Annotated in this window: 25 protein-coding genes and 1 pseudogene; 5 read left to right on the top strand and 21 right to left on the bottom strand. The window is 36.3% G+C overall.

The annotated features are described in order from the left end of the window. Positions 1–144: 144 nt before the first annotated feature. The 15 genes and pseudogenes from AC3RV6_RS10585 to AC3RV6_RS10655 form a co-directional block, all read right to left on the bottom strand. Positions 145–2,562, bottom strand: a complete 2,418-nt coding sequence (locus AC3RV6_RS10585; RefSeq protein ID WP_489746009.1) for a heavy metal translocating P-type ATPase — start codon at positions 2,560–2,562, stop codon at positions 145–147. A 127-nt stretch (positions 2,563–2,689) separates the two neighbouring features. Further along, the gene (copZ, locus tag AC3RV6_RS10590) at positions 2,690–2,893 is read right to left on the bottom strand and encodes a copper chaperone CopZ (RefSeq protein ID WP_489746010.1); all 204 of its coding nucleotides are present in this window, start codon (positions 2,891–2,893) and stop codon (positions 2,690–2,692) included. Positions 2,894–2,983: 90 nt separating this feature from the next. Next, positions 2,984–3,271 (bottom strand): metal-sensitive transcriptional regulator, encoded by a 288-nt coding sequence (locus AC3RV6_RS10595; protein ID WP_489746011.1) that lies wholly within the window; start codon positions 3,269–3,271, stop codon positions 2,984–2,986. 227 nt (positions 3,272–3,498) lie between these two features. Further along, entirely contained in the window at positions 3,499–3,840 is a 342-nt protein-coding gene (locus AC3RV6_RS10600) for an S-layer homology domain-containing protein (RefSeq protein ID WP_489749233.1), read from the bottom strand. 15 nt (positions 3,841–3,855) lie between these two features. Continuing rightward, a pseudogene (locus AC3RV6_RS10605) lies at positions 3,856–3,939 on the bottom strand (S-layer homology domain-containing protein); the annotation flags it as partial. A gap of 363 nt (positions 3,940–4,302) precedes the next feature. Next, the gene (locus tag AC3RV6_RS10610; protein WP_489746012.1) at positions 4,303–4,881 is read right to left on the bottom strand and encodes a redoxin domain-containing protein; all 579 of its coding nucleotides are present in this window, start codon (positions 4,879–4,881) and stop codon (positions 4,303–4,305) included. A 195-nt stretch (positions 4,882–5,076) separates the two neighbouring features. Continuing rightward, positions 5,077–5,961: a permease-like cell division protein FtsX gene (gene ftsX, locus AC3RV6_RS10615; protein WP_489746013.1), complete on the bottom strand. Its 885-nt coding sequence runs from the start codon at positions 5,959–5,961 to the stop codon at positions 5,077–5,079. Continuing rightward, a complete protein-coding gene (ftsE, locus tag AC3RV6_RS10620) occupies positions 5,951–6,637 on the bottom strand; it encodes a cell division ATP-binding protein FtsE (RefSeq protein WP_489746014.1) in 687 nt (228 codons plus the stop codon). The genes ftsX and ftsE overlap by 11 nt, the downstream gene beginning before the upstream one ends. Before the next feature lie 637 nt (positions 6,638–7,274). Further along, a complete protein-coding gene (spoIIP, locus tag AC3RV6_RS10625; protein WP_489746015.1) occupies positions 7,275–8,090 on the bottom strand; it encodes a stage II sporulation protein P in 816 nt (271 codons plus the stop codon). A gap of 49 nt (positions 8,091–8,139) precedes the next feature. Beyond that, a complete protein-coding gene (locus AC3RV6_RS10630) occupies positions 8,140–9,063 on the bottom strand; it encodes a plastocyanin/azurin family copper-binding protein (RefSeq protein ID WP_489746016.1) in 924 nt (307 codons plus the stop codon). A 341-nt stretch (positions 9,064–9,404) separates the two neighbouring features. After that, positions 9,405–10,115, bottom strand: a complete 711-nt coding sequence (locus AC3RV6_RS10635; protein WP_489746017.1) for a cytochrome c biogenesis CcdA family protein — start codon at positions 10,113–10,115, stop codon at positions 9,405–9,407. 81 nt (positions 10,116–10,196) lie between these two features. Continuing rightward, complete coding sequence (locus AC3RV6_RS10640; RefSeq protein ID WP_489746018.1) at positions 10,197–10,931, bottom strand: urease accessory protein UreH domain-containing protein; 735 nt, start codon at positions 10,929–10,931, stop codon at positions 10,197–10,199. Positions 10,932–10,952: 21 nt separating this feature from the next. Further along, positions 10,953–11,873, bottom strand: coding sequence for a F510_1955 family glycosylhydrolase (locus tag AC3RV6_RS10645; RefSeq protein ID WP_489746019.1), 921 nt, complete (start codon positions 11,871–11,873; stop codon positions 10,953–10,955). A gap of 12 nt (positions 11,874–11,885) precedes the next feature. Then, the gene (locus tag AC3RV6_RS10650; RefSeq protein WP_489746020.1) at positions 11,886–12,563 is read right to left on the bottom strand and encodes a response regulator transcription factor; all 678 of its coding nucleotides are present in this window, start codon (positions 12,561–12,563) and stop codon (positions 11,886–11,888) included. Positions 12,564–12,583: 20 nt separating this feature from the next. Next, the gene (locus AC3RV6_RS10655) at positions 12,584–13,945 is read right to left on the bottom strand and encodes a HAMP domain-containing sensor histidine kinase (RefSeq protein WP_489746021.1); all 1,362 of its coding nucleotides are present in this window, start codon (positions 13,943–13,945) and stop codon (positions 12,584–12,586) included. A gap of 201 nt (positions 13,946–14,146) precedes the next feature. Between AC3RV6_RS10655 and resA the strand changes: the two genes are divergently transcribed. After that, positions 14,147–14,677: a thiol-disulfide oxidoreductase ResA gene (resA, locus tag AC3RV6_RS10660; RefSeq protein ID WP_489746022.1), complete on the top strand. Its 531-nt coding sequence runs from the start codon at positions 14,147–14,149 to the stop codon at positions 14,675–14,677. 397 nt (positions 14,678–15,074) lie between these two features. Here the strand turns inward: resA and AC3RV6_RS10665 are convergent, their stop codons facing one another. Continuing rightward, positions 15,075–15,623, bottom strand: a complete 549-nt coding sequence (locus AC3RV6_RS10665) for a TVP38/TMEM64 family protein (protein ID WP_489746023.1) — start codon at positions 15,621–15,623, stop codon at positions 15,075–15,077. Positions 15,624–15,902: 279 nt separating this feature from the next. Here AC3RV6_RS10665 and AC3RV6_RS10670 point away from each other — a divergent pair, with 279 nt between their 5' ends. Beyond that, the gene (locus tag AC3RV6_RS10670; protein WP_489746024.1) at positions 15,903–16,838 is read left to right on the top strand and encodes a metal ABC transporter solute-binding protein, Zn/Mn family; all 936 of its coding nucleotides are present in this window, start codon (positions 15,903–15,905) and stop codon (positions 16,836–16,838) included. 605 nt (positions 16,839–17,443) lie between these two features. Here the strand turns inward: AC3RV6_RS10670 and AC3RV6_RS10675 are convergent. The 4 genes from AC3RV6_RS10675 to AC3RV6_RS10690 all read right to left on the bottom strand — a co-directional run bounded on the left by AC3RV6_RS10675 (position 17,444) and on the right by AC3RV6_RS10690 (position 21,406). Beyond that, positions 17,444–18,019, bottom strand: coding sequence for an SCO family protein (locus tag AC3RV6_RS10675; RefSeq protein WP_489746025.1), 576 nt, complete (start codon positions 18,017–18,019; stop codon positions 17,444–17,446). Positions 18,020–18,106: 87 nt separating this feature from the next. Then, entirely contained in the window at positions 18,107–19,876 is a 1,770-nt protein-coding gene (locus tag AC3RV6_RS10680) for a GMC family oxidoreductase (protein ID WP_489746026.1), read from the bottom strand. Between the two features lie 23 nt (positions 19,877–19,899). Beyond that, positions 19,900–20,679 (bottom strand): gluconate 2-dehydrogenase subunit 3 family protein, encoded by a 780-nt coding sequence (locus AC3RV6_RS10685; RefSeq protein ID WP_489746027.1) that lies wholly within the window; start codon positions 20,677–20,679, stop codon positions 19,900–19,902. Positions 20,680–21,217: 538 nt separating this feature from the next. Beyond that, complete coding sequence (locus AC3RV6_RS10690) at positions 21,218–21,406, bottom strand: DUF6241 domain-containing protein (protein WP_489746028.1); 189 nt, start codon at positions 21,404–21,406, stop codon at positions 21,218–21,220. A gap of 460 nt (positions 21,407–21,866) precedes the next feature. Between AC3RV6_RS10690 and AC3RV6_RS10695 the strand changes: the two genes are divergently transcribed. The 3 genes from AC3RV6_RS10695 (at position 21,867) to AC3RV6_RS10705 (ending at position 23,284) form a co-directional block, all read left to right on the top strand. Next, positions 21,867–22,373 carry a spore coat protein gene (locus AC3RV6_RS10695; protein ID WP_489746029.1) on the top strand — a complete coding sequence of 169 codons (507 nt, stop codon included), beginning with the start codon at positions 21,867–21,869 and terminating at the stop codon, positions 22,371–22,373. A 24-nt stretch (positions 22,374–22,397) separates the two neighbouring features. After that, on the top strand, positions 22,398–22,826 hold the full coding sequence (locus AC3RV6_RS10700; RefSeq protein WP_489746030.1) for a spore coat protein: 429 nt from the start codon (positions 22,398–22,400) through the stop codon (positions 22,824–22,826). Positions 22,827–23,065: 239 nt separating this feature from the next. Continuing rightward, entirely contained in the window at positions 23,066–23,284 is a 219-nt protein-coding gene (locus tag AC3RV6_RS10705; protein WP_489746031.1) for a spore coat protein, read from the top strand. Between the two features lie 287 nt (positions 23,285–23,571). On the opposite strand, the gene AC3RV6_RS10710 is transcribed toward AC3RV6_RS10705, so the two are convergent. Further along, positions 23,572–24,948, bottom strand: coding sequence for an aminotransferase-like domain-containing protein (locus AC3RV6_RS10710; protein WP_489746032.1), 1,377 nt, complete (start codon positions 24,946–24,948; stop codon positions 23,572–23,574). Positions 24,949–24,975 lie beyond the last annotated feature (27 nt).

A 24,975-nucleotide genomic window follows, 5' to 3' on the forward strand; every position in this document is an offset into this window, starting at 1 on the left:
TATAACTTTATTATTTCAATAATTTACTATCATTTAGCTAAAAAGAATTTGTACAATTAAATGCATATTCATTATTAAACTTAAAGTAGAAAGAACCTATGCTAACTATAAAGTAGCATAGGTTCTTTTGCAGTTCTCATTCTATTACTTTTTCAAGTTAACCTTCTGAAGACGCAACGCATTCAACACTACGGATACAGAACTAAACGCCATTGCTGCCCCAGCAACCCATGGGGCTAATAAACCAATTGCCGCAATTGGTATTCCGATCGTGTTATAAAAGAAAGCGAAAAACAAGTTCTGTTTAATATTCCGCATTGTTTTCCTACTCATAATGACCGCGTCTACTACGCTATTTAAATCACCACGCATAAGAGTGATGTCTGCTGCTTCAATTGCAATATCTGTGCCTGTTCCAACGGCCATTCCAATGTTCGCCATCGCAAGTGCCGGCGCATCATTAATCCCGTCTCCGACCATCGCTACATTCTTACCTTGTTCTTGAAGCTTTTTAATTTCTTCACTCTTCTGCTCTGGTAACACTTCCGCAATAACGTGAGATAGGCCGACTTGGCGCGCAATTGCCTCTGCTGTACGTTGGTTATCACCTGTTAGCATGATGACATCTAGACCCAATTCCCGCATTCTCGCAATTGCTTCTTTAGATGTATCTTTCAATGTATCTGCTACAGCTACGACACCGGCAATTTTACCCTCCACAGCAATAAGCATCGCTGTTTTTCCTTCACTCTCAAATGCTTCCATCGCCGGTTCGACATCTAAGAGGTCAATTTGATGTGAGCGCATCAGCTTTCTTGTACCGCCAAATACTTCCTTGCCGTCAACTTCAGCCCGAATTCCATATCCCGGTAATGCTTCAAAATCAGTTGTGTCAAGAAGTAATAGACCTTTTTCTTTTACACCCTGCACAATGGCCTGAGCCAATGGATGTTCGGATGGATTTTCAGCTGATGCTATGAGTTGCAGCACTTCATCTTCGTTGAAACCTTTCTTAACCATAACGTCCGTTAATGCAGGTTCACCTTTTGTAACGGTTCCTGTTTTATCCAAAACAACAGTGTCAACAGACTGTGTGTTTTCTAAATGTTCACCGCCTTTAAATAAAATCCCCATCTCGGCAGCTCTACCTGAACCTGCCATAATCGAAGTAGGTGTTGCCAAACCGAGCGCACACGGACACGCAATGACCAATATCGAGATTGTTGGAATGAGTGCTGAACGGAAATCTCCCGGTGTCACCGCAAAATACCAGATGAAGAATGTCGCAATAGCAATCAAGACAACGATTGGTACAAACACACCTGATATTCGGTCTGCTAAGCGCTGAATATCCGCCTTGGATCCTTGTGCCTCCTCAACCACTTTTACAATTTGTGCTAACGCCGTATCTTTCCCTACTTTAATCGCCTTAATTTGTAATGACCCATTCTTATTAATCGTTGCTCCAATTACTGTATCACCCGCTATTTTGTCGACCGGTATGCTTTCACCTGTAATCATAGATTCATCAATTGCGGAGCGTCCTTCAACGATTTGTCCGTCCACCGGAATTTTTTCACCAGGCTTTACTACTATTAAATCCCCTGCAACGACTTCTTCAATAGGAACTTCTTTTTCAATACCGTCTTTCAGTACACGAGCTGTTTTCGCCTGCATACCTAGTAGCTTTTGAATCGCCTGACTCGTTTTTCCTTTTGCACGAACTTCAAATAATTTCCCAAGTACGATTAATGTAATAATGACAGCAGATGCTTCAAAATACAGCTCTGGCATTCCGACACTTCCAGCCTCTACCCATTCCAATGCAAGATATAGACTATAGAAGTAAGCTGCGCTCGTACCAAGCGCAACTAATACATCCATATTTGCGCTTTTATTTCGTAAAGCGTTAAAAGTACCTTTATAAAATTGACCACCAACAATAAATTGAACCGGTGTTGCGAGCACAAGTTGTAACCATGGGTTCATTAGAATATCTGGCAAATAAATAAATGATAGAAAACTAAAATGGGCAACCATTGTCCATAGCAACGGAATCGTTAATATGAGTGAAAAGATGAACTTTCGTTGTTGCTTATGAATTTCTCCCTCTTTGTGATCAATTTTCTCTTTACTATCTTGCTTAGGTGTCAATTCATAACCCATTTTCTTAACAGCTGTCATCATGTCAGAAGCGTTGATTTTATTATCATCATATTCTACAGTGATTGTTTCAAGCGCAAAATTAACTGCGGCACTAGAAACACCGCCCATTTTACTAATTCTTTTTTCAATTTTCACTGCACATGCAGAACAAGTCATACCTGTAATATCAAATGTTTCTTTTTCTTGAACAACTTCATAACCAAGCTTTTCTACTCTTTCAATAAATTCACTCACATTTGTTTTCTCTGGGTCGTAAACGATGGTCGATCTTTCTAAAGCAAAGTTAACATTCGCCTTCTCAACACCCTCTATTTTAGAAAGATCCTTTTCAATTCTATTTGCACAAGCTGCACAGGTCATTCCTTTAATTTGAATTGTTTTATCAGCCGTTGACATTTGTCATCCCTCCAATACTATATAGGGGTATATTATTACTAAAAAGAATGATTGTACCAATATTGGTACAATCCTATTTCGCTTTCCCCCATATGATGCCAGCGGAAATTAGGTTGGTACGAATAATTTAAACGATGTCGTATCCTTGTTCTTCAATTGTTTCTTTAATTTGATTTAATGTTATCGCTTCGTTATCAAACTCTACAGTCACGTCACCGCTTTTAAGTTCAACTTTTACAGAAGAAACACCTGTTAAATTACCAACGCTTCCCTCAATTGAATTCACACAATGATTGCATGACATTCCTTGTACTTTTAATGTTTCTGTCAATTTAATGACCTCCTATTATTATGAGTGAATACAATATACTATACCCATGGATAGTATTTCAAGATATATTAATCGGGATTTCTCTAGCTGTTATTTCATCATCGTCTTCATTACATCCATCAGTTCCTTAATCGCCGCTTCACCATCTTGCCCTTGAATTGCCTTTACTACACAGTGATGAGTATGATCTTCCAGTAAAGCTAAGGATACTTTGTTCATCGCTGATTGAATCGCACTAATTTGGTGTAAGATATCCACACAGTAACGGTCATTCTCGACCATCTGATGAATACCCCTAACTTGCCCTTCGACACGCTTTAAACGGTTTAAAAGTTGTTGTTTATTTGGTTGGATAGTTGTTTTCGATGTTTCTACCATGATAATCCCTCCTCACCAATTAAAATACCCCATACCCCTATAATAACACTATTCTTTAACAGGGTCAAATAATAACTTGAAGGCAATTTCATTTCACTTATCTGATGATTCATCTTTTTTAAAAAAGATAGTTAGACATTTTATAGTAATGAATTTGGTTTTCGAAATCGCAGTAAGTATAGCTACGGAAAATTCTGCGCGTGATGCTTCTTTCCAAAGATTAAAGATTAAAGATTAAAGTTTAATGTTTTAAATACTTCTGTTTGGTCGAGTATCTTCAAAGCATAAAATGATTCAGAAGCCCAATGACTTTGGGGGACATCACTATAATTAGATGCTACTAATCCGCTCTCTTTTATGTTTTCTTGAAGCCCGAATGCGCAATTGACAATAGCCGCTAATTGAGCAAGTGTAAGTTGATCATTGACGCCAAATTCACCCGTTGAATACCCTTGAAGAATTCCTGCTTCATTCAAGGCTGCAATATCAGCTGAGAATTCATCTTTGGGCGATACATCTTTGTATGTTGCTTTTGTGGTTGCTTCAAGTTTTAGCACCCTATTTATCATTACAGCTGCATTTCCACGCGTAATCGATTTTTCCGGTTTAAACGTGGCATCATTATAACCTTTGATAACACACATTTCATTAAGCGTAATAATAGAACCATAAGTTAGGTGTTCTGGGGATTAATCTATGAACAGATCACTCATTGTTTGAGCAATTTCAGAATCTTTAGCTACAGTTAAACTTACTATACGTTTAGCCCCCGCGTACACAGGTGCCCAATATGGATCTGCACTTAGATTTGCATATCAAAACTGAGGATTAACTAAGGGGAATTAATGCGGCATTCTGACAATTCATCTTTCCTATTCGATATACAAAGCATAAAAAATCGCCTAGATTTGCATCTAGACGATTTTTTACACCTATTATTTTCATTGTTGTCACTTGCAAAAAAATGTTTCTTCATCGTCTACTAAACAAACGGAAAAAGAATATTACAACGTCGTAAAGTCTGGCTTCATTTAATCAAGATTATCAACAAGTACTTTTATCGTTTTTTCATCCATCGGACCCATAATCTTTTGCTTAATTGTCCCATCCGTACTAATCATATATGTCGTAGGAATTGTCATAATCCTATAAATATCTATTACTTCACCTTCATTATCAAGCGGAATCGGAAATGTTAGCCCATAGGCCTCAACAAATTTCTCAATGCTCAAGAGTCCACGCTCTTCCGTCGTCATATTTACGGCAATGATTTCTACGTTTGCAGAATCTTTATATTTCTCATAGTAATTTTGCATATGCGGCATTTCCGCCTTGCACGGACCGCACCATGATGCCCAAAAATTAAGAATAACTTTTTTCCCTTTATAATCCGCCAGCTTTATTATGTCGCCTGAAAGCGTAGAAAGCTCAAAATCAGGAGGTGTATTTCCTTCTTCAAGCCCAGACTCATACTCAATCGTTGTACTATCCGCACCAGTAACAATGGTATCGATTGGCTCAGCTGTTTCTAGATTTGATTTAACCATCATGACAATCAACGCACCGATAATTAAAGCTGTTATTGCCATACTTACAGTTCGTTTATTCACAATTGCCCTCCGATTCAATTTTTCTGTCACTACCCCGAAATAATGATTTCGAGAAAACTAAAGCAATGACAAACATCTTGATAACAGCTATCCCTATATATCCCTTCGAATGAAAAAGGGTAAGAATAATTGTACAATTATAGAAAGGAGTATAGAGCAGTTTCAATGCCCCATTTAACTTATACAATTTTATGTTTATACTTTTAAAAACTTCCGAACGGACATAAAACTACCCCAAACCCCAATGAAGATGCCCATTAATAAAATCAGCCCATTTAATTGATAAAGGAATGGATTCATATCCAATAATTGAAAAGACTCTCCTTCTAGTCGTGGCACCAAATAGTTTCGAAGATTCACATATAAAACTGAAATGATAATCACAGGTAGAACTGCCCCCATCATACCGAGCCAAAAGCCTTCAAGAAGAAACGGAACACGTACGAAATTATTCGTTGCCCCGACAAGCTTCATAATCCCAATTTCTTCCTTTCTAGCAACTATAGTTATGCGAATTGTATTAGAAATAAGGAACATTGCTGTGAATATAAGCCCAAGAATAAGTGCAATACCAACGTTACGACCTGCGTTCACTACTTTAAAAAGTTTATCGACTTTCCTCTCACCGTAAACGACTTTGAAAACATACTCATATGTTTCAATTTTTTCTGCAACAATCGCTGTTTGTTGAGGTTTTGTCGCCTTCACATAAAATGCATGACGAAGCGGGTTATCCTGTTTATATAATCCTAATTCGTCTCCAAATCCTTCAATCATTTTTTCTAACTCTTCTTTATTTGAAGAATATCTAACATCAAGAATGCCGTCTGTAGAACGCATTTTTTCTTCGAGTTCGTTAATCGCTGCATCATCTGCGGTAAGATCTACAATCATTTTTATTTCAACATCGTTTTCAATATCGTCTGCCATTTCGTTTAAATTCATCATGATGACAATAAAAACACCAACCAGGAGAAGTGTTACGGTCACAGCACTAATCGAAGCGATTGACATCCAACCATTTCGACCGATACTTTTAAAACTTTCGCGGAAATGCCGTCTTAGTGTTCTAACTTTCATAGCCGTAACCACCTCCGTACTCATCACGGGTGATTATGCCGTCGTTAATTGCAACAACCCGATGTCTAATCTTATTGACGATTTCTTTGTTATGAGTAGCCATAACAATAGTCGTGCCACGGGCATTTATTTGTTCGAAAATCTTCATAATTTCCCACGCAGTTTCTGGGTCAAGATTACCTGTCGGCTCGTCTGCAATGACGACCTGTGGAACGTTGACGATTGACCTTGCGATAGAGACTCGTTGCTGTTCACCGCCTGATAGTTCGTTTGGAAACATTCGGGCTTTTTGTGTAAGCCCTACAAGTGCAAGGACATCATTTACTTTTTTTCTAATTTGAGCCGGTGAATCTTCAATAACCTCAAGTGCATACGCCACATTTTCATACACATTTAATTTCGGCAATAGTTTAAAATCCTGGAAAACAACCCCGATTTTTCTTCGCAGATATGGGACTTGCTTTTTGCGAAGGCTTGAAAGATTAATACCATTTATAATAATATCTCCGCTTGTTGCAATCGCCTCTCGGTACATCATTTTAATAAATGTTGATTTTCCGGCTCCACTCGGACCAACAACATAGACGAATTCACCACGGTCAATTTCTATATCAATACCGTTTGCTGCAACTACACCGTTTTTATATTTTTTATAAACATTTTTCATTATAATCATACTAAACCGCCTTTAAATAATTGTACTTGATTTAAAGCATCTCCCAGACAATAATCATATGCACGGATTGAATTATTGCAGGACATCTGCAAGAAATCAATATTCAGATTCATCACCCTGCTGTTGCATTTGCAAAAAGCTAATTACTACTTTTACAATATATTCTCCTCCTTCCTATCTGAGTTTACTCGGTATTTATGCATTTTTAATGGAGAAGGTAAAAAAGTGGTTAGGAATCATTTTATTGGACTAATTTGGAACAGCAAACTGGCAGGGTTATCGCCAATATCAAAATAAATACGCACATCAATTTAATTTACAATGGCTTTTCACCAGGTATGAGGAAACTACAGATTTAGAAACATATTTATCAGGAAGTTTCAACTTCCTTTTAAAGCCTTGTCATCCGTATATTTAAGTATTTTACTACCAATAAATAGTAGAGATAAAATTTAAAAGCCCTGAGTAACTCCTCTGGGAGATACTCAAGGCTTTACAAGTGAAATTAATGTCTGTTGTTTTCTACTCTAATGATGATGGAGAATTATTAATTGTACAACTGACATAAAAGCGATGATTCTCCAACCGTGACCATACCTTCCTATGGAATTTGTATTAGTGTAGAGTACAGAGCTAATTAATTTTCAGGTAGATTTTCGCTCAGTAATGTCTGTGAAACAGCCTTTGCGAGTACAGCCGACGTACTGTTTAGTTCCGCTTCATCATTTCCAATTCCACCCATTTCAACAAGAACAAGACGTTTATGAAGATCCTGATTATATTTTCCATCTACACCATGACCTGATTTAAATACGATATTCTTTGTTATATTGGGTACTATCTTCTCCATGCTGGCCATCAGTTTCTCGGATAATTCTTGATTCAATTTAAAATTTTCATGATCACCACCGATAACAAATACAACTTGCGCAAACTTTTTGCCTTCATAAGTGATTGTTGTCCTATCCGCTTTAAGTGAATCTCGATGTATGTCGATTATGATGTCATAATCCGCATCATTTAATGCTTTCTGCACATATGGCCTAGCAACATCATAAGATTTATGAAACGGAATCCCCGCTTTATTCATTTCTGCAGTAATATCGACGTCAATAATATCTGCGCCTACTCCATTAAACTCCAGTTGAGATCTAATTGTTTCACTAAGTTTCATAATATTCGCTTCCGAATGGTAAACTGCAATTTTTCCGTCATGCTTTAGAGTGATGGGTTCAAATGCCTCCTGTGAATGTGTAGCGTATAAAAGCGCACGCATTCCTGTTTGGACTTCAGGTTCCGTTTCGATGATATTTGCTGCGTAAACTAATTTTCGATTATCGGATGAAATGACTGTTACTTCTTTCGATATTTCACTCGGAATCTGTTCCAATACAATTGGAACAAAGAAAAGAAAGCAGATGAGTGCGCTCCAGATTTTCAACGATTTCTTCATGGACAACCCTCCGTCAACCAATATATGCAGCTTGGGTATATTAAAGTATTTAACTTACAATAAATCGTCCAATCATCCCTAATTCCTTATGCCCTGGTATCGTACAATAAAATTCATAAACGCCAGATTCAGTTACAGTAAATGTAAGTGTCTCTGAATTTCTCGGTGCAGCATGAAGATGTAATAAATTTTTATCTGCTCCATGATTATGTTTGGACCCCTTTATCATATTAAAGAAGGAAGTCCGGATTTCAATGTCATGCTCAATCTTATCTAGATTAGTGAGAGTTAATGTGACTGGTTTATCTTTCTCAACAATAACTTCATTTTTTGAGTACTTCATTTCAGTAGTTTCTATAACAATATCTTGATTATTCTTGTTAAAGTCTTCTGTATTACTCATTGTCGATGAGTGACCGTTATGTCGTATTTCGGAATTCATCTGTTTCTCGTTCTCTTCCGCCAATGAATTTCCCGCTATTATATACACTGCGATAAAAATTGAAAGTAAGACCGGTTTTAATAACCATCTTTTATTTTCTATTTTAGTTTTTTCGGAAGTTTTTAAAATGACAATAACAAAAATTGTACTAATAGAAAGAAATAAGAATATCTGTATCAAATTAATTGACTGGTTTACATTAATCATATCTCCTAACATTGCCCCCATCATGCCACCCATCAAACCAGCCATTACTCCCTCTAACACCGAAAGGATTCCGAAACAAAAACCGCATAAGGAACCCGCAAGGATGCCTATAGCCATTGAGAGTATTGTTGAAATATATAAATCACCTTGATAGGTTACACCTAGGATAACGCCAGCAGTTAATCCTACATTCATCCCAAAGAACATTGATATTATCATTCCTTGCATACCACGAAAGGATTTCTTCCAGATTAATACTAACGTAATAACTATAAATGTTAACAAACCAAGCGAACCTAATATAAATAATTCATAGTTCCCCATCAATACCCCACCTTTTTTAAATTAAAATACATTAACATTTCTATATTGCAAAGAATTATTATATACCTTGTAAGGGTATGTAATATAAGCAAACTAAATGACTGATATGTGGTAATAATCTAGATTTCATTAGATAGAAACAGCGTAGATTTTGCATATATAATGGGTATACAAAAAATATACCTTTAGTTGGATATTTCCGAAACAAAAACTCCATGAAAAAATCTTCATGGAGTTTTCTTATGTTTCATAATCAATTGTTTAATTTCACGTATTGCTCTATAAATGACTTAGTGTCATTCATAAACATTTCCCATATTATTCTTACATTTTTACTAATGTTAAAAACCCATGAATCCACCATAAAATGGACTTAGCCATATAATAATATAAGTTAAACCATCAAAGAAAAGGAGAAACCCGAGTGCAATCATTAGATAGCCTCCTACTTTCGTGATTGTTCGGTTGTATTTTTGGATCCATTTAACACGGGTGATAAAAATTGAGAGTAGGAAAAATGGAATTGCAAATCCTAAAACATAAACAAACATATACCACATACCAGACCCCGGATTTTGTGCAGCCATCATGAAAACAGCACCCGTGATAGGTCCAGTACATGGCGTCCATCCCGCCGCAAATGCAAGTCCTATAAGGAATGTACCAAAATAACCGGCCGGTCGATTCCTAAATTGTAATTTCTTCTCCTTCATTAAAAACTTAGGCGTAAAGAAACCTAGAATCATCAACCCGAAGACGACAATAAAAATCGCACCTATCTGACGTAGTAAATCTTGGTACTGATAAAAGAACGTACCGACAAGCGATGAACTGTAACCTAGAAAAATGAAGATGACTGAAAAACCAATTAGGAAAACAATCGTATGGATTATTCCACTTCTCCGAGACTTCCCTTTATCAGTGTTCATCTCATCAAGCGACATTCCCGTTATATATGATATAAAAGCAGGATATAACGGTAGTGTGCATGGGGATATAAAGTTTAAGAACCCTGCGCCAAATGCTAAAAATAAATTTAAATCCGCAAACATCTAATGTGTGCTCCTTTCCAAACAACACTAAATCATTACACAGTCACCTTGACTTATTAGAAATTTGGCAATATTTATTAATCACATTCCCCAATAGGTTATTGTATCTGCTACACCAATAATAATTAGAATAACTCCGGCCAACCGTTGCACAATTCTCCCTACCTTCATGCTTCTCTTCATAATGAGCCGCTTCGCATCAAAGAACCATACGAGAAAAAAAAGAACGAGTAGGGGGATTGATGTTGCTACACCGAAAACAGCAGGCAATATAAAACCATACGAAGTAGTTGCAACAAGTGGCATCAACCATAGAAAAAAAAGCACGAACATTGTTGGACAAAAGGCTAAAGAAAAACTAACACCCAACAAGAAAGATCCTAGCTTTCCATTTTGTAATCGCTTAGGAATATACTTAGTTAATTTTTGAAGAAACCCAAGCTTAAGAAAGCCTATCAAAACAAGGCCTGTTATTATGATGAGTGGACCTACAATTTTGCGGAATAAAGGAAAGAAATCAATCAATACAAATTCAAATGATTCACCTATGAACCAAACGAATAATCCAAGACCACTAAATACAACTACTTTCCCAGCTATAAAGGCAATAATTTCTCCTGCATTATGCTTCTTTTGAATCGTTCGGTTTCCGTATAAAGTAATTGCACTCATATTTCCTGTGAGTTGGCAAGGAGCGACAGCCCCCATCAAACCTAAAAGTAGCGCAACTACAAAAGGATATTGTTCAAATGAACTGATAAGAATGTTAACTGGATCAGTAATTATCTGACTCATTTTCGACATCAATCCATACATATAGTAAGCACCTTCTTTTTCTTATTTCGCCAATTCACCGTTCACAGCAAGTTCATTCCAATTAAGACCTTCATCTGTCGTCAAGTAAATATCGTTATTATGCGTTGCGATAACTATCTCTTTCTCATCTTTTGGATTAACTGCAATGAAAGAAATCGGGTTCGTTCCTTCGTTCGGCAGTTGTATAGACTTCGCCTGATCATTTCCGAATGTGAATGATTTTAGTTCTGTCGTTTCATTTTCATAACTGGAGTAATATCCACCATTTTCAGTCAAGGTCACATACAAAACCATTTTGTTATCATTTAAAAGGTCAAAGTTTTCGCCGTAGTCCTTAGAGATGAATAGGCCATCTTTACTCCCAATAACAATTAGGTTTTCCTTTGATGGATGAACCGCTAAATTCGAGATGAATTCCGTGTTGAATTCATTCATTGCAGACTGATTCCATATGGTCCCTTCATCTAAGGAATAATGTAGACCTTCCGTCATTTCTGTTGTTGGCATTTCATTGATTACGTAGACGGCATTTGAATCATAACCTGCTGCAAGATAATGAAAATCAGTTTTACCGTAGAACGCTAACTTATCAAAACTTGCACCGCGATCTGTACTTTTAACAAGACCTAACGGATTCTTATAATCGGAACCCGGTTCAGGATGACCACTTGAGAAAAAACCTTCACGTATAGCTTGAAAGCCCATATAATCGTGCTTTTCACTATTTGCTTCTTTCCATCCACCTTTAGCGTATTCGTAAAGTCCATCATGCGTTGAAATCACAATATCTGGTCCGCCATTTATGTATCCTAGACCATGCAAATGTTCAAATTCACTATTTTTAACCTCTTCAAATGAATAGGGTTCACTTTCCTTATTACATGCCGATAAAACAGCAACAATTGAAAGTAATCCAACTAATAACTTTATCTTTTTTGTCATAATCTTTCTCCTTTAAATCCATTTGTACCCAATTCCCCAAACCGTCTTCAAAAACTCTTCATTAGGGAATCCAGCATTTTTTAGTTTATCTCTTAAATTCCGTATATGGGAATCTACAGTTCGAATGTCTGTATAGGTGTTATATTCCCAAGCCGCATGCATTAACTGGTCCCTCGTAAACGTTCTTTTCGGCTGAGTAATTAAAGCATCAATAATGTAAAATTCTTTTAAAGTCAGCTGTGCATGTTTATTTTTATAATGTAATGAATATGACTCTCTGTTTAAAATAAAATCACCAGATACCGTATTTCCAGACTTTTCTTCTTCTTGATGGTAACGACGTAGTATTGCTTTCACTCTAGCTGTTAGCTCTCCTTCATCGAATGGTTTGGTAATATAATCATCTGCACCATTATCAAGACCTTTTACTAAATCTCTCTTATCTGACCTCGCTGTAAGCATAATCACTGGAACGTCAGAAAATCTGCGTATTTCCCGACATACTTCCCATCCATCCATATTTGGCATCATAACATCCAACAAAATGAGTTGAATCTGTTCTTGCCGAAGTATATCTAATCCTTCTTTTCCATTATCTACTTTTATACATCTGAAACCATGAGGTACTAAAAACAACTCAAGTAAATCAAGCATCCTCTGCTCGTCATCTATAAGTAAAATCGTCCGCATCTACATGACTCCTTTTTTATTTAAATTTTAATTGTGAATGTGCTTCCTTTACCTACTACACTCTTCACATCAATCGTTCCTGCATGCGCTTCTACTAGTTCTTTCACAATCGCAAGTCCAAGACCTGAACCGCCGAAGGTTCTTGAACGAGACTTTTCAATTCTGTATAGCTTCTCAAAAATCAAATCAATTTCATTTAATGGAATTCCTATTCCTTGATCAGTGACCGATACCACTGTATATTGCTTTTCTTTACATACTTCTAGCGTCACTTTTGTAAGCTTATCAGAGTACTTTAAAGCGTTGTCCAAAAGGTTTAATGCAATCTGTTCTAACCTTAATGGATCTGCATGAATATTAAAATCTTCTCTACATATTAGTTTGAGCTCAATTTTTTTCAATTTAAATGATGGATAAACAAGTTGATGAATATCATCTATAAACTGTTCGGCTGAAAAGTCAGTTTTAGTTACAGTAAACGTCATTTCATCCATTTTTGCTAAATCCATTAAATTCTTCACAAGATCTTTCATACGATTTGATTCTTCTGCAATAATCTGTAGATAATGATTTCTTTCCTGTTCGGTCAGTTCATCTCTCATCGCCACTTTCAAATAGCCTATTAAATAAGTTAAAGGCGTACCAAGTTCATGGGAGATAGATGCAAGAAACTCATTACGCTCTTTCTTCATCCTGTCTAAATCAGTAGCCAATTTCATGATTGCAATAGATAATTCTCCAAGTTCGTCATTTCCCATAGCTGGAAGACTTACATTGAAATTCCCTTCACTTAATTTCTCCGTTGCTTCTTTCATTCGAATTAAAGGCCGAGTTAGAAACTTGGATAGGATGGAATAGATGATAAAAAGGATAATGATGCTTGCTCCACCTGCCAAACCGAAGTGCTCGTTTAGTTTATTAACTAATCGCTCAATCGGCTGACTACTTTGAAACATCACAACATATCCAGACTGATCCGCTCCCACTTCGTATGGATGCGCACTTACAATATAAGGCGAATCTTTCCATTCAGGTATGAGGATTTGGTCATTTTGAATGTCAGAACTTCGGATTAATGAAAGATAAGGTAAGTAGTCTTCAACATTTTCATCTGAACTACGGATAATCTCGTCGTTCAACCCAGTTATAATAACTTCCCTGTCCTTTCCAGCTTCCATCAAAACAACATGGGCAATTGTCTCTTCTGAATAATGGTCTTCTAAAACATTTCGATGATTAGATCCACTCGCTAATAGGCGCGAATACTCTTCATCCACTCTCGCGTGAATGATATTTTGATGCAAATAAATCATAAGAACCGTTTCTAGCACTAGGAAAGCAACGATAAAGTAAGCAGCTAACTTTGTTGAGATTTTATGCATATAAACCACCCCATGTAATTATTATAGAAAAATATTGTGGAAAAGGTATGCAGACACGTCTCTGTTTTAAGAATCCTTATGTATTAATGACGTCTTTGTGTCTGCACACTTTTTTGATATCTCATTAGTATAATCATAACGAAAATAACATTTCAGGGATGCTTTAAAGACCCGAAGAATATTGACAGGGGGATTCAGTAATTGAAAAATAAAAAGAATCGATTAATTATGAGATCAGCCGTACTATTAGTTTTAGCAGCAGCCATTATCTTTACAATATACACAAGTTTGGCAAAAGAGAAATATGATGTTTTACAAGTTGGGGATGACGCTCCAGACTTTGCACTCATTGATTTGAATGGGGAAAGCCATCAGTTATCGAACTATGAGGGTCAAGGCGTTTTTTTAAACTTTTGGGGAACTTGGTGTGCACCATGTAAAAAGGAAATGCCCGCGATGGGTCGGCAATACCAAGTTTATAAAGATCAAGGAGTTCAAATATTAGCGGTTAACATCGCTGAATCAGACTTGAAAGTTCGAACATTCGCTGATCAATACGGAATGGTTTTCCCTACCTTAATTGATACAACAAAAAGTGTCATGCAAACTTATAATGTAAAACCACTTCCTACCACTCTTCTTATTAATCCTGATGGCAAGATTGTAAAGATTATAACAGGAGAAATGTCTGAAAACGATATTAAAGGTTATATGGAACAAATTAAGCCCTGAAACAAGGTTTAATGATCCCAAACGAACAACGAGATACCCAAGAGATGAATACATTCATCGGCAAACACAATATAGTCTCCCAATAATAATGAAGAGGCAGTCCAAAGTTTTTCTCTTGGGGCTGCCTCTTCTAAAATTCATTACGCTTCACATCATTCATCTTCCGGTGAAGATTTCATATCATACCCATTAACTTTTCAGTATGAATTAATTTTTAATTGATTTATACTATATAGTTTTCATTGATAAAACCATTTAAGTAATCATTAAAATGAAAATGTAGATCTGAGCTAAATCATAGAGTTATAATGTTACAAAGGTAGATTGTGAGTGGAATTCCACGATATATTACTCGGCAAAAATAACGAAGCGACAGGACAATAAACAAGAATCCTCTTTATCTAGAAGAACTCTTTCTTATTAATATACTAATAATGATAATAGACAAAATTCCTAAAATTACTTTGCCCTGACCATTCCAATTGAGGATTTGCTGAGTAGAGTATGCTTCTATTACAAGTGCAGGTATTTTTCCAAGTGTACTGGCTATTGAAAAATTCAACATGCCAACGTTGCTACCCGCACTCGCCAAAGTAACTAAACCTGATGGTATAAACGGGAATACCCTGGATGCAAAAATTAGTAAAAAAGCTTCCATTCCTCTAGTTTGTTGTAATCTATTTAAATACTTATTGTTAATAGAGACCTTAGTTTTCACTTTATTTACAGCTTTTCGATATAGGTAAAAGCTTATCATTGCTCCTAAAGCCTCTCCTAGAATAGATAGAATTAAACCTTTTCCAAATCCAAAGAAACTTATATTTGCCGCCGTTATAAATACACTTGGTATAAAACCCAAGACACTAATACTAATATTTAAAATGATACTTATCCCAGCAGCGAGTAAACTATTATTTTCAAAACATTGCAGAATCTCTTCTACCATAAACACCACCGAGTTCCATAGATTATGATAACCGTCCTCTAATATAAAAAATATTTAAAAGTTGGTTAGTTTAATACCGGAAACCAAAACGTTCAATACGACTTCAAACTATTTTGAAGATATTTATTAGTATATCTTTTAAATGTGCAAAAGTTTTGCAAAAGAACGGTTTTATTAGATTAAACTTTAGATGCAATATGGTTTCTTTGCTTATATGATGAAAAATATAAACGATTTAACCGTAATCATTACTACTTATAAAAGGGAGGAATTTATTTAATGGATAAAAAACTGTTTATCATTATTTCATTATTCACAATGGTACTGCTTGCTGCTTGTAGCAATATTGGAAATGAGAAAGAGAGCGAAGACCAACTAACTGTTTACACAACTGTATACCCGCTCCAATATTTTACAGAGCGAATTGGTGGCAATCATGTCAATGTTAAATCAATCTATCCCACTGGTGCAGAGGAGCATACTTTCGAGCCTACACAAAAAGAAATGATGACTCTTGCCGACTCGGATTTATTCTTTTATATTGGACTTGGTCTTGAAGGTTTTGTAGAGAATGCAGAGAAAACGCTGAAAAATGAACATGTGAAAATGGTTGCCACATCGGAAACTATAACGGAAGAAATGCTTGGTGGGGAGCATCTTGATGCAGAACATGAACATGATGACAGCAACTTCGATCCACATGTATGGATGTCGCCCATTTTGAGTGATGCACTTGCTTATTCAATTAAAGACGCCTTAATTAAACTAGCTCCCGATAAAAAAGCCGATTTTGATAAAAACTTTGAAGAATTACGAGATGATCTACTTATACTAGATCGGAAATTTATAGATATGGCATCAAATACAACAAAAAAACATTTTTTTGTTTCACACGCTGCATTCGGTTATATTGCCGAAACGTACGGCCTTGAGCAAGTTGCAATTGCTGGTCTGAATTTACAAAGTGAGCCTTCCCAAAAAGAATTGGCATCCCTTGTCGAATATGCGAAAGAACAAGACGTAAAGTATGTTTTGTTCGAACAAAACGTATCCTCAAAGTTAACGGAAGTAATACGAAAAGAAATCGGAGCCGAATCACTTATGCTTCATAATCTCGGGGTATTGACGGTTGATGACGTGAAAAATAAAGAAGACTACTTCTCATTAATGAACTACAATATTCAAACGCTTGAAAAGGCACTAAGCGATAAATAAGTTAACAAGGGCTGTCCGACATTTCGTTAATAATCCGCGTTTTTCGCAACTGAAAACTGAGCCATTGAAAAATAGTACTTTTCGCAAATATCAATTAAGCAGTTTATCATTTCGGAGGCTTTACATAGAGCCTCTTCGGGCATGATTTCTTTGCAGAAGCGTTCTGTCGGACAGTATTTCGCACCCGAGTGAGGTTATCATGCCCACCTCTACATGTAAAGACGACTTGTAGAAACGTATGAAGAAATTTCACAAACTTTTAGTGGATCAGTTTACTTTTGCGAAGTGGCTCACTTTTGGATTAACAATTACACTATTCTAAAACGCTTGAATATTAAACCGCTCATTACTTGTCCATGGATTACGACACACGCACTTAAGTATTATCTTTGAACAACTTCTGTTGTGTAGAAACATCTTTTTTAACGGTTATTATAGAAGGATTAAAGCGTTTTTAATCGCGTTTTCTAAACAATCTACAGGATGCTAGTTGTACAATCAAGTTGGCCTCCTATATTTAGATAAAAAAATGTCCATTATAAAATATCGTGTATCATTGAAGTTGAGAGACTCACAATGAGAGGAAGTTTTATAATGGCACACACTTAGCTCCCCAAAACAGTTTTCACATCGTCTACCAGCAACCCGTTTTCCTCCGCACTCATACCATTATACCTCTTAATGATTTCTCCATCAGGGTTGATCAAATAAAAGTAATAGCTATGTGTGCGTTGATCCAACGCACCTTTCTCTAACACGGCTTTAAATGTATTAATGGATAGATTCCGAACCGTTTCGAAGTCATAGCCTGTTAAAAACGTAAATGAGTTGAGGTCAGCTCCGTAATCCTCGGCATATTGTCTTAAAACTTCTGGCGTATCATTTTCCGGATCTATGCCGAAAGAGATGATTTGAGGTGTTAAGCCTTCCTTCTTCAAATTTTCTTGGACATCGATCATGTTCGCAGTTGTTCTCGGGCAAACCGTTGTGCAGTGTGTGTAAGAGAAGTAAGCTATCCACCAGTCCCCTTTAAGGTCATTCAAGCCCAGCGGTTCATCATTTTGAGTCGTATATTCAAAATTCGGAATCTTTTCCGACATATTCGGTTCGATTTGTTTTTTGCTGCATGCACTAAGCAATAGGATTGCTGCAAATAGAATTACCGCTGTTTTAACCTGCAAAGGAACACCTTCTCGCAATTTTTATGTATGAAGAAAGGGTAGCACTTCACCACCCTTCGATTTTCAAACCTTAATATTCATTAATAGTTATTTAGTTGCTGGAGCTGCTTCTTTTCCATCTTGAATCAGCTGGCCGCCACCGTTTTCCAAGAACTTAATCATACCTTCTGCTGCCCGGTATGCTAATGCTCCGACAGTAGCGGTTGGATTGGAGCTGCCTAGATGAGGGAATGATGAAGCTCCGACTACGAATAAGTTATCCATATCCCATACTTGTGAATAGTTATTCACTGCAGATGTTTCTGGGTTTTCACCCATGATCACTCCGCCACCCGTATGGTCTGATAAAGATGTTTTATCAAATTCAGTTTCATCTGTTATTTCAGGAACGGTGATATAGTCCGCCCCCATTTGCTCAAGCAAACCTTTTGCCTTTTGGTGAGCATATCTAACGATATTACGGTCTTGGTCATGGAATTTGCTTGTAACCCGTAGAAGTGGATCGCCAAATACATCACTATATGTAGGGTCTAAATCCATGTAGTTTTCTCGGTAAGGAAGTGCCCCGTTTTGCTGTTGTACATCTATGCGTCGATTGGCATAAAAGAGCGATTTCTCTTTGAATTCTGGACCCCAAGAAGGCGTACCATCAGGAACATGGTTATTAGAAATTGGGCGATCTCCTCTTTGGGAAGTTCTTAGACAGAAACCGTGTAAGAAGTCCAATTTGTTATGGTCGAGTTGCTCTACGTTGAAGTCATCCATAGTCACACCAAGTGCACCTGTTCCAGCGTAACGATTAAACTTCTTTTCATCAAAGAAACCACGAACGCGTGTATGCGTCAAGTTACGTTGGTGAGCAGTTAAACTTTTCCCGATAACACCTGTCTCATCTTTAGGATTATACGGTTTTCCAATTCCAGATAAAAGCATCAAGCGCGTATTCGTGAATACAAAACCGCTTACTACAACCAAATCTGCTTGCTGAATGAATTCTTCACCTGTTTCTGTATCCACATATTTAACAGCTGTTGCTTTACCGTTCTCATGTAATACACGGACCACATATGCGTTATTACGCAATTCAAAGTTTCCTGTTTTCGCAGCAGTTGCTAATACTGTAACAATCGGATCCGCTTTCGCACCAAAATCACATCCGAATGCTTCACAAAATGCACAGTAAACACATCCATTAATCGTTTCTCCATCAGGATTTGTATAGCCTTCAGAAAGGTTTGCAGAAGCAATGCGATAAGGATGATAACCAAGATCTTTAGCCGCTTTCGTGAATGTGCGGATGATTTCAGTCTCTTTTTGTGGAGGTGTTGGGTAATCGCTTGAACGCTGGCCTGGACGCAATGGATCTGGCTCACCTGAGATGCCGGCTGTCTTTTCATACTTATCGTAATAAGTTTCTAGCTCGTCATATGTAATTCCCCAGTCTTGCAGTCTCATATCTTTAGGAATAATATCTTCCCCATACTTCTCCACTGTTTTACTATGAATTTCAAAATCAGTCGGAAGCCATCGGTACACCATTCCATTCCAGTGGACGCCTGATCCACCCGTATCAGTTCCGTTTATCGCATTTGTATCATTACTTCGGTTCGGCGACGCAACTTCGTCCGTAGTATTTCGAATCGTTAACGTCTCTTTACTCAAATCCTGGAACATGGCTTTACGGCTATCATATTTGAGCTCATCTTTTGATCCGATAAAATCTTCTCGTACTTGAGATTTACCTCTTTCTAAACCGACTACTTTATACCCTTTTTTCGCTAATTCCGCTGCTGCAATGCCGCCCGCCCAACCGGAACCAACGATGACTACATCTGTTTTAGGTAACGTTTTTGCCATGATATTCACTCCTCACTCGTTTTTTATTTTGGTTGGTAGTCTGTTAAACTGACCTGGTCCATCTTAATGAATTCCTTTTCTTCAATCATATTTGCATAAGAAGCAATAGAGCCCGGATACTCTTTCATTTTCCAGCCTTCCATGTCACGGTTACCGCCATACAATGGATCGCAATAAGCGCCTTCTAAAGTCAATGTCCGAAGCAATTTAAAGAAAGACTTTGAACTAATCCCTTTCATCGAAACTTTATCTGCTTCAACGTCTTTCAATATCTCAGTTTGCTGTTCTTCAGATGCTTTATCAAACGTAACATTAAAACGCTTCAAGCTTTCTTCACTCATCTTGCGCAAACCATTAATGATAATTTCTCCACGATTTAGACTAGAATCTGCTGCAGTTCCATTGCCATTCGTGAATGGACCTTGTCGATAATCTTTCACATTATTACCATAGGGACCCGCCAACTGTTTATCTATGAAATAAGCAACTCCAAGTCCAATTGCTCCTGGGCCATTTTTATCTTCTGGATAGATACGCTCAACTGCCTGTTCGAGAATAGCAAAATCGGGAAACCGCGTAAAGAACATACGTGCTTCTTCATATCGCTTCTCTGACTTTTTTTCATCTCCAATCGATGATTTATTATTGTCTTTTTCACCAAATTTGTTTGTAAAAAGACCACCAAGTATTGCGCCTCCAGCTACTCCTCCAATAGCAATTCCGGAATTCTTCATAAAGAGACGACGGCTTGGATTTGTTGCTTCTCCGTTATTTTCTGGCTTTTTCGTTTTTTTATCGGTCATCAGCTTTTCCTCCTTCTATATGTAGTGAATGTAAAAATATTTACCCATGAAAAATTGCATGCGTATGCAAGAAGCTAGAACTAATATTTCATGATTGTGATTACGCATGCAAAACTATTAGTACATAAATATAAAATTATTGTAGTAATTGATAACCCCAAAATTATACTACTGTTTTTTTTGAATTACAACTATCAATTTTAGGGAATAAATTGACCTTCAACTGTGGTTTCAGGAGTAGTAAATTTACTCGCAACTGATAAAATCCCGTTTTTATTGGATATACCCTATTAAATTATATATAATCTCGTTATTTAACACTTCTTTGCTGAACAACTTAACAAACTTTAAAACACACTTATAGTTTTAGAAACAATCCATTTATACTAACTTGCATGAAAACTAACTTAAATAAAAAAGACTAGCTCAATCTCTTTATAATCATTAAATCAATATTCTCAATGATTTTTGTGCATAGTTCCAATTAATCACTTGAATTAGAAAATAAAAAAGTAACGTCAATTATCTGACGTTACATCTACACCCTCGATTTTATAATGCTTTTGACTGAACTCTTTTTCTTCCTCGAAATAAAAATTCCTGTTCCCAGTCCTACTGAACCGTTTTGCAAACTCCATATAGTGTTGTGGTCTTGGTCTACTTGTGAAAAATCATTATTTGACCAACGATTTAGGATATTTAAATAATCATCAAATTTACTCCCCATATTGTAAATTTACCCGATTAATTAGAAAATCTAATGAGTATAATTTTCTTATCAATACCTAGGATCAGTCCAATTTAGTCATTAGTTCATGTATACAACTAATGTGTAAGATATTTCACCGTTAGACCATTCAGTGACTACTTCATAAATATAACGGCCACTCGGAAAATTTCGGATTGCTTAGACGCTGGTTCCATATTTTATTCAAGCATTCAATTCTTCAGCTGTAAATAATTAACAAGATTATACAATTCTTATAATTTCTTTTAACATAATCCTTCAATTTAATTAATAACGTTCCCCTACAACCAGGCAAGTTTGTTGCGTTCATTGTTTATCTTAAACACTTTATAAGATAGTCAAACGACTATCTCAATAATTAATTTGTTCATATGCTACAGAAGCAAGGTTGTAAAGTATTTTTTCAACTTGGCCAATAATTAGGAAAGGAGATTAAGAAATGAGTAACTGGAAATGTAGACGATGTAGTTATGAAAATAGAAATGCAGTAAAGAACTGCAAACGTTGTAACAACTATAATTCTGAGGAAAGTCTAATCGGAGATAAACATTGGCATTACAATCACTTTAATGATGAAGCGGTTATAGAGGACGGCGATCAGCTCTCATCCGTAGACCAAAATTCCGATGAAGTAATATGGATTAAAGATTCTTGCAACATTAGCGTTCAGACGACGGATACGCAAGCATCGGTTTCTCTTCAAGTGGGCTTACAACTTGCAATTGCTTTAGTTGTAAGTATCGTAATTGGTGATTCTGATCAGGGCCAAGCTGTGGCACAAGACATCTTTCAACAATTTAATAACGAACAAACGAATCTACAAAATATCTATATTGATAACTCTAATGACGTTAATATCGTGACTACTGATACAGACTTGGCTGTGAATATTCAGGCACTGCTACAAGTCTTGGTTTCATTAGTAGTTAAATTAGATGTCCTTTAATTAATAAAGAAAAGAGGTGAAAAAATGGGCAAAAAAAAGTGGAGAGCATTAGACCATTGCAATGACAATGGAAACAACAACGAAGGTGTTCAACAAAATGGCGTACAATCAGTGTCCAATAAGCAGCAATCTTATGAATGGATCATCGTAAAGGATTCCGAAGGTGTTGATATACAAACAACGGATACACAAGCAGCACTGTCATTACAACTAGGAATTCAAGCAGCAATTGCTGCAATCATTAGCGTTACTATCGGAGATACGGATCAAGGCAGAGCAGTCGCACAAGATATGCGACAATTTATTAATACAAAACAACGAAACGTTCAGAAAACAATTGTTGAGGGATCAAGAAATGTAACAGTTACAACAACAGATACCGACTTGGCAGTAAACATCCAAGCAATGCTACAAGTACTGGTTACTTTAGTAGCTAAGTTAGATATTCTATAATATACAGTTAATCAAAAAGAAAAAGGGCGTTTTACCCTCTAGAATACAGTTGACTTATCATTTAGGGTGAATTTCTTATCAATGCAACAAATAGATTCCTTTGTATCGTTGAACATTATTTTATTTTGTAATCTTACTGTAAATTAGTAGGTTAGGAATACGAAAAATATTCCTTGTCTCCTTTTAATTGTTTGTTGCATACTATAAAAACGAGCGATATCACAAGAAGGAGCGATGGCGTGAGCGATTCACCTAAAAAAACAAATGCAATTCCCAACAAAGTTATTGATTTAATAGTAAGTAATACGCTAAGTAAAAACGGGGTAGATCTAGTTGATGTTAAAGGGAAATTATCGGACGAGCAAAAACAGTTGCTTAAAGAGCTTGTAGAGGAACTAACTTTACAAGTCGATCAATTTGTTGATCAACAATCATCCCCGAAAAAGGATGCCAAATAATTATCTTTATTACTTAAAACGCCTTAACACTGGCGTTTTTTATTTTTGAATAACTATTGAACAAATCTGATTAAAATGGATAAAAAAATAAGATAATAAGCTACTCTTTTTCAATTGAAAAAGAGTAGCTTATTATTGTGTTTTTCAGGTTCCCGTGCGTTAAAACAGTGACCCATTGCTTTGGTTGCTCCCTCTCTGTTCAATCTATCATTCAATCTTTGCAACCTTTTTACGGCACGGTTACATCTGGCTATTCTTGTAGCCAACCTTTTATAGACTTCTTTATACTATAAGTGTAAAAAATTATTTGGAGTATTATGATTTTTTCTACTGTCAATTAAAGTTATACAGTGAGCCAATCGCCCTATCCCTAGTTTAATTTGACTCTCATTTACTTGAGAGATGCTTAATCGAAGGAGATTTTCATTTTTATATTCTAGTAAAAACATTCTAGAGGCATCATCAACATATACATTCTGCTCCTTTAGCATATGAACTACCTGTTTCGCTGTCACAGTCTCGGGCAAATAGATTGATAAATAGAATCCTGAAGTCGGTTTAGAAAAATGCGTATTAGCCGGCAGCAATAATTCACATGCTTCTTGAAGGGTTTTCATTTTAGTCCGGTATACTTCTTTTATTTTTTTGAGATGCCTAGTAAACATACCACTTTTTAAATAGATTTCTAGCGCACCTTGAGAAAGTGCTGAACTATTAAAATCCGAACAAAATTTATATCTTAAAAAGTTGTTAATCATCAACGTTGGAGAAACGACAAAGCCTATTCTTAACCCTGGGAGGAAAATTTTAGAAAAACTTTTAATATATATTACTCTCCCAGAAGAATCAAAAGAAAATAAAGGATCTGATTTTGTATCTGGATCAAGGTCCCCTAAAAAATCATCTTCTACTATATATACATCGTGTTTTTCAGCTAACTCAACGATTTTTTTCTTTTCGCTGTTCGTGTAACAATGACCAAGGGGATTGTGAAATCTCGGTACGATATAGAAAAACTTTATATCGTTATTTCGAAAAATGTATTCCAAACGATCAAGATCAATCCCTTCCATCGATAACTCAATTCCAAAAGTGGTAGCTTTGTGCAGATTGATGGACTCAATGAATCCGAAATACGTAGGCTGCTCGATTAGAATATTATTTTTTCCATTTGGAAATGGCATAGAAACTAATAAATTAAGAGCTTGCTGCGAACCAGATACAACGATTACTCTTTCAGGTTGAGTGAACACCTGTAAGTTCTGCAAATATTTCACTAACTGTACTCGTAATGAATAAAGTCCTTGTTGATCAGAGTATGTAAACAGCTCTTCTTTATAGAGTTGAATTGCTTGATTCATACAATGTTGGAATTCAAGATAAGGCATAACATTTTTATCTGGACCAGCAGACAAGAAATCAATTACCTCATCTTCATTTTTTGTAATTTGAAATTCATTCACAACATAGTAGCCACTTTTAGAAACGGAATAAATTAAATGTTCTTTTTCTAGTTCAGCGTATGCTTTAATGACCGTATTTTTGCTACATGAAAAATACTCAGCTAACTGACGAATAGAAGGGAGTTTACTGCTTGCAATGAGCGATCCATCTGCTAGCCGGAGCTTAATTTCTTCCATTATTTTAATATATTTTGAGTTCATATATTAATCCTCCTTTAACTGAACCAG

Source organism: Sporosarcina sp. So3-204 (assembly GCF_058068165.1).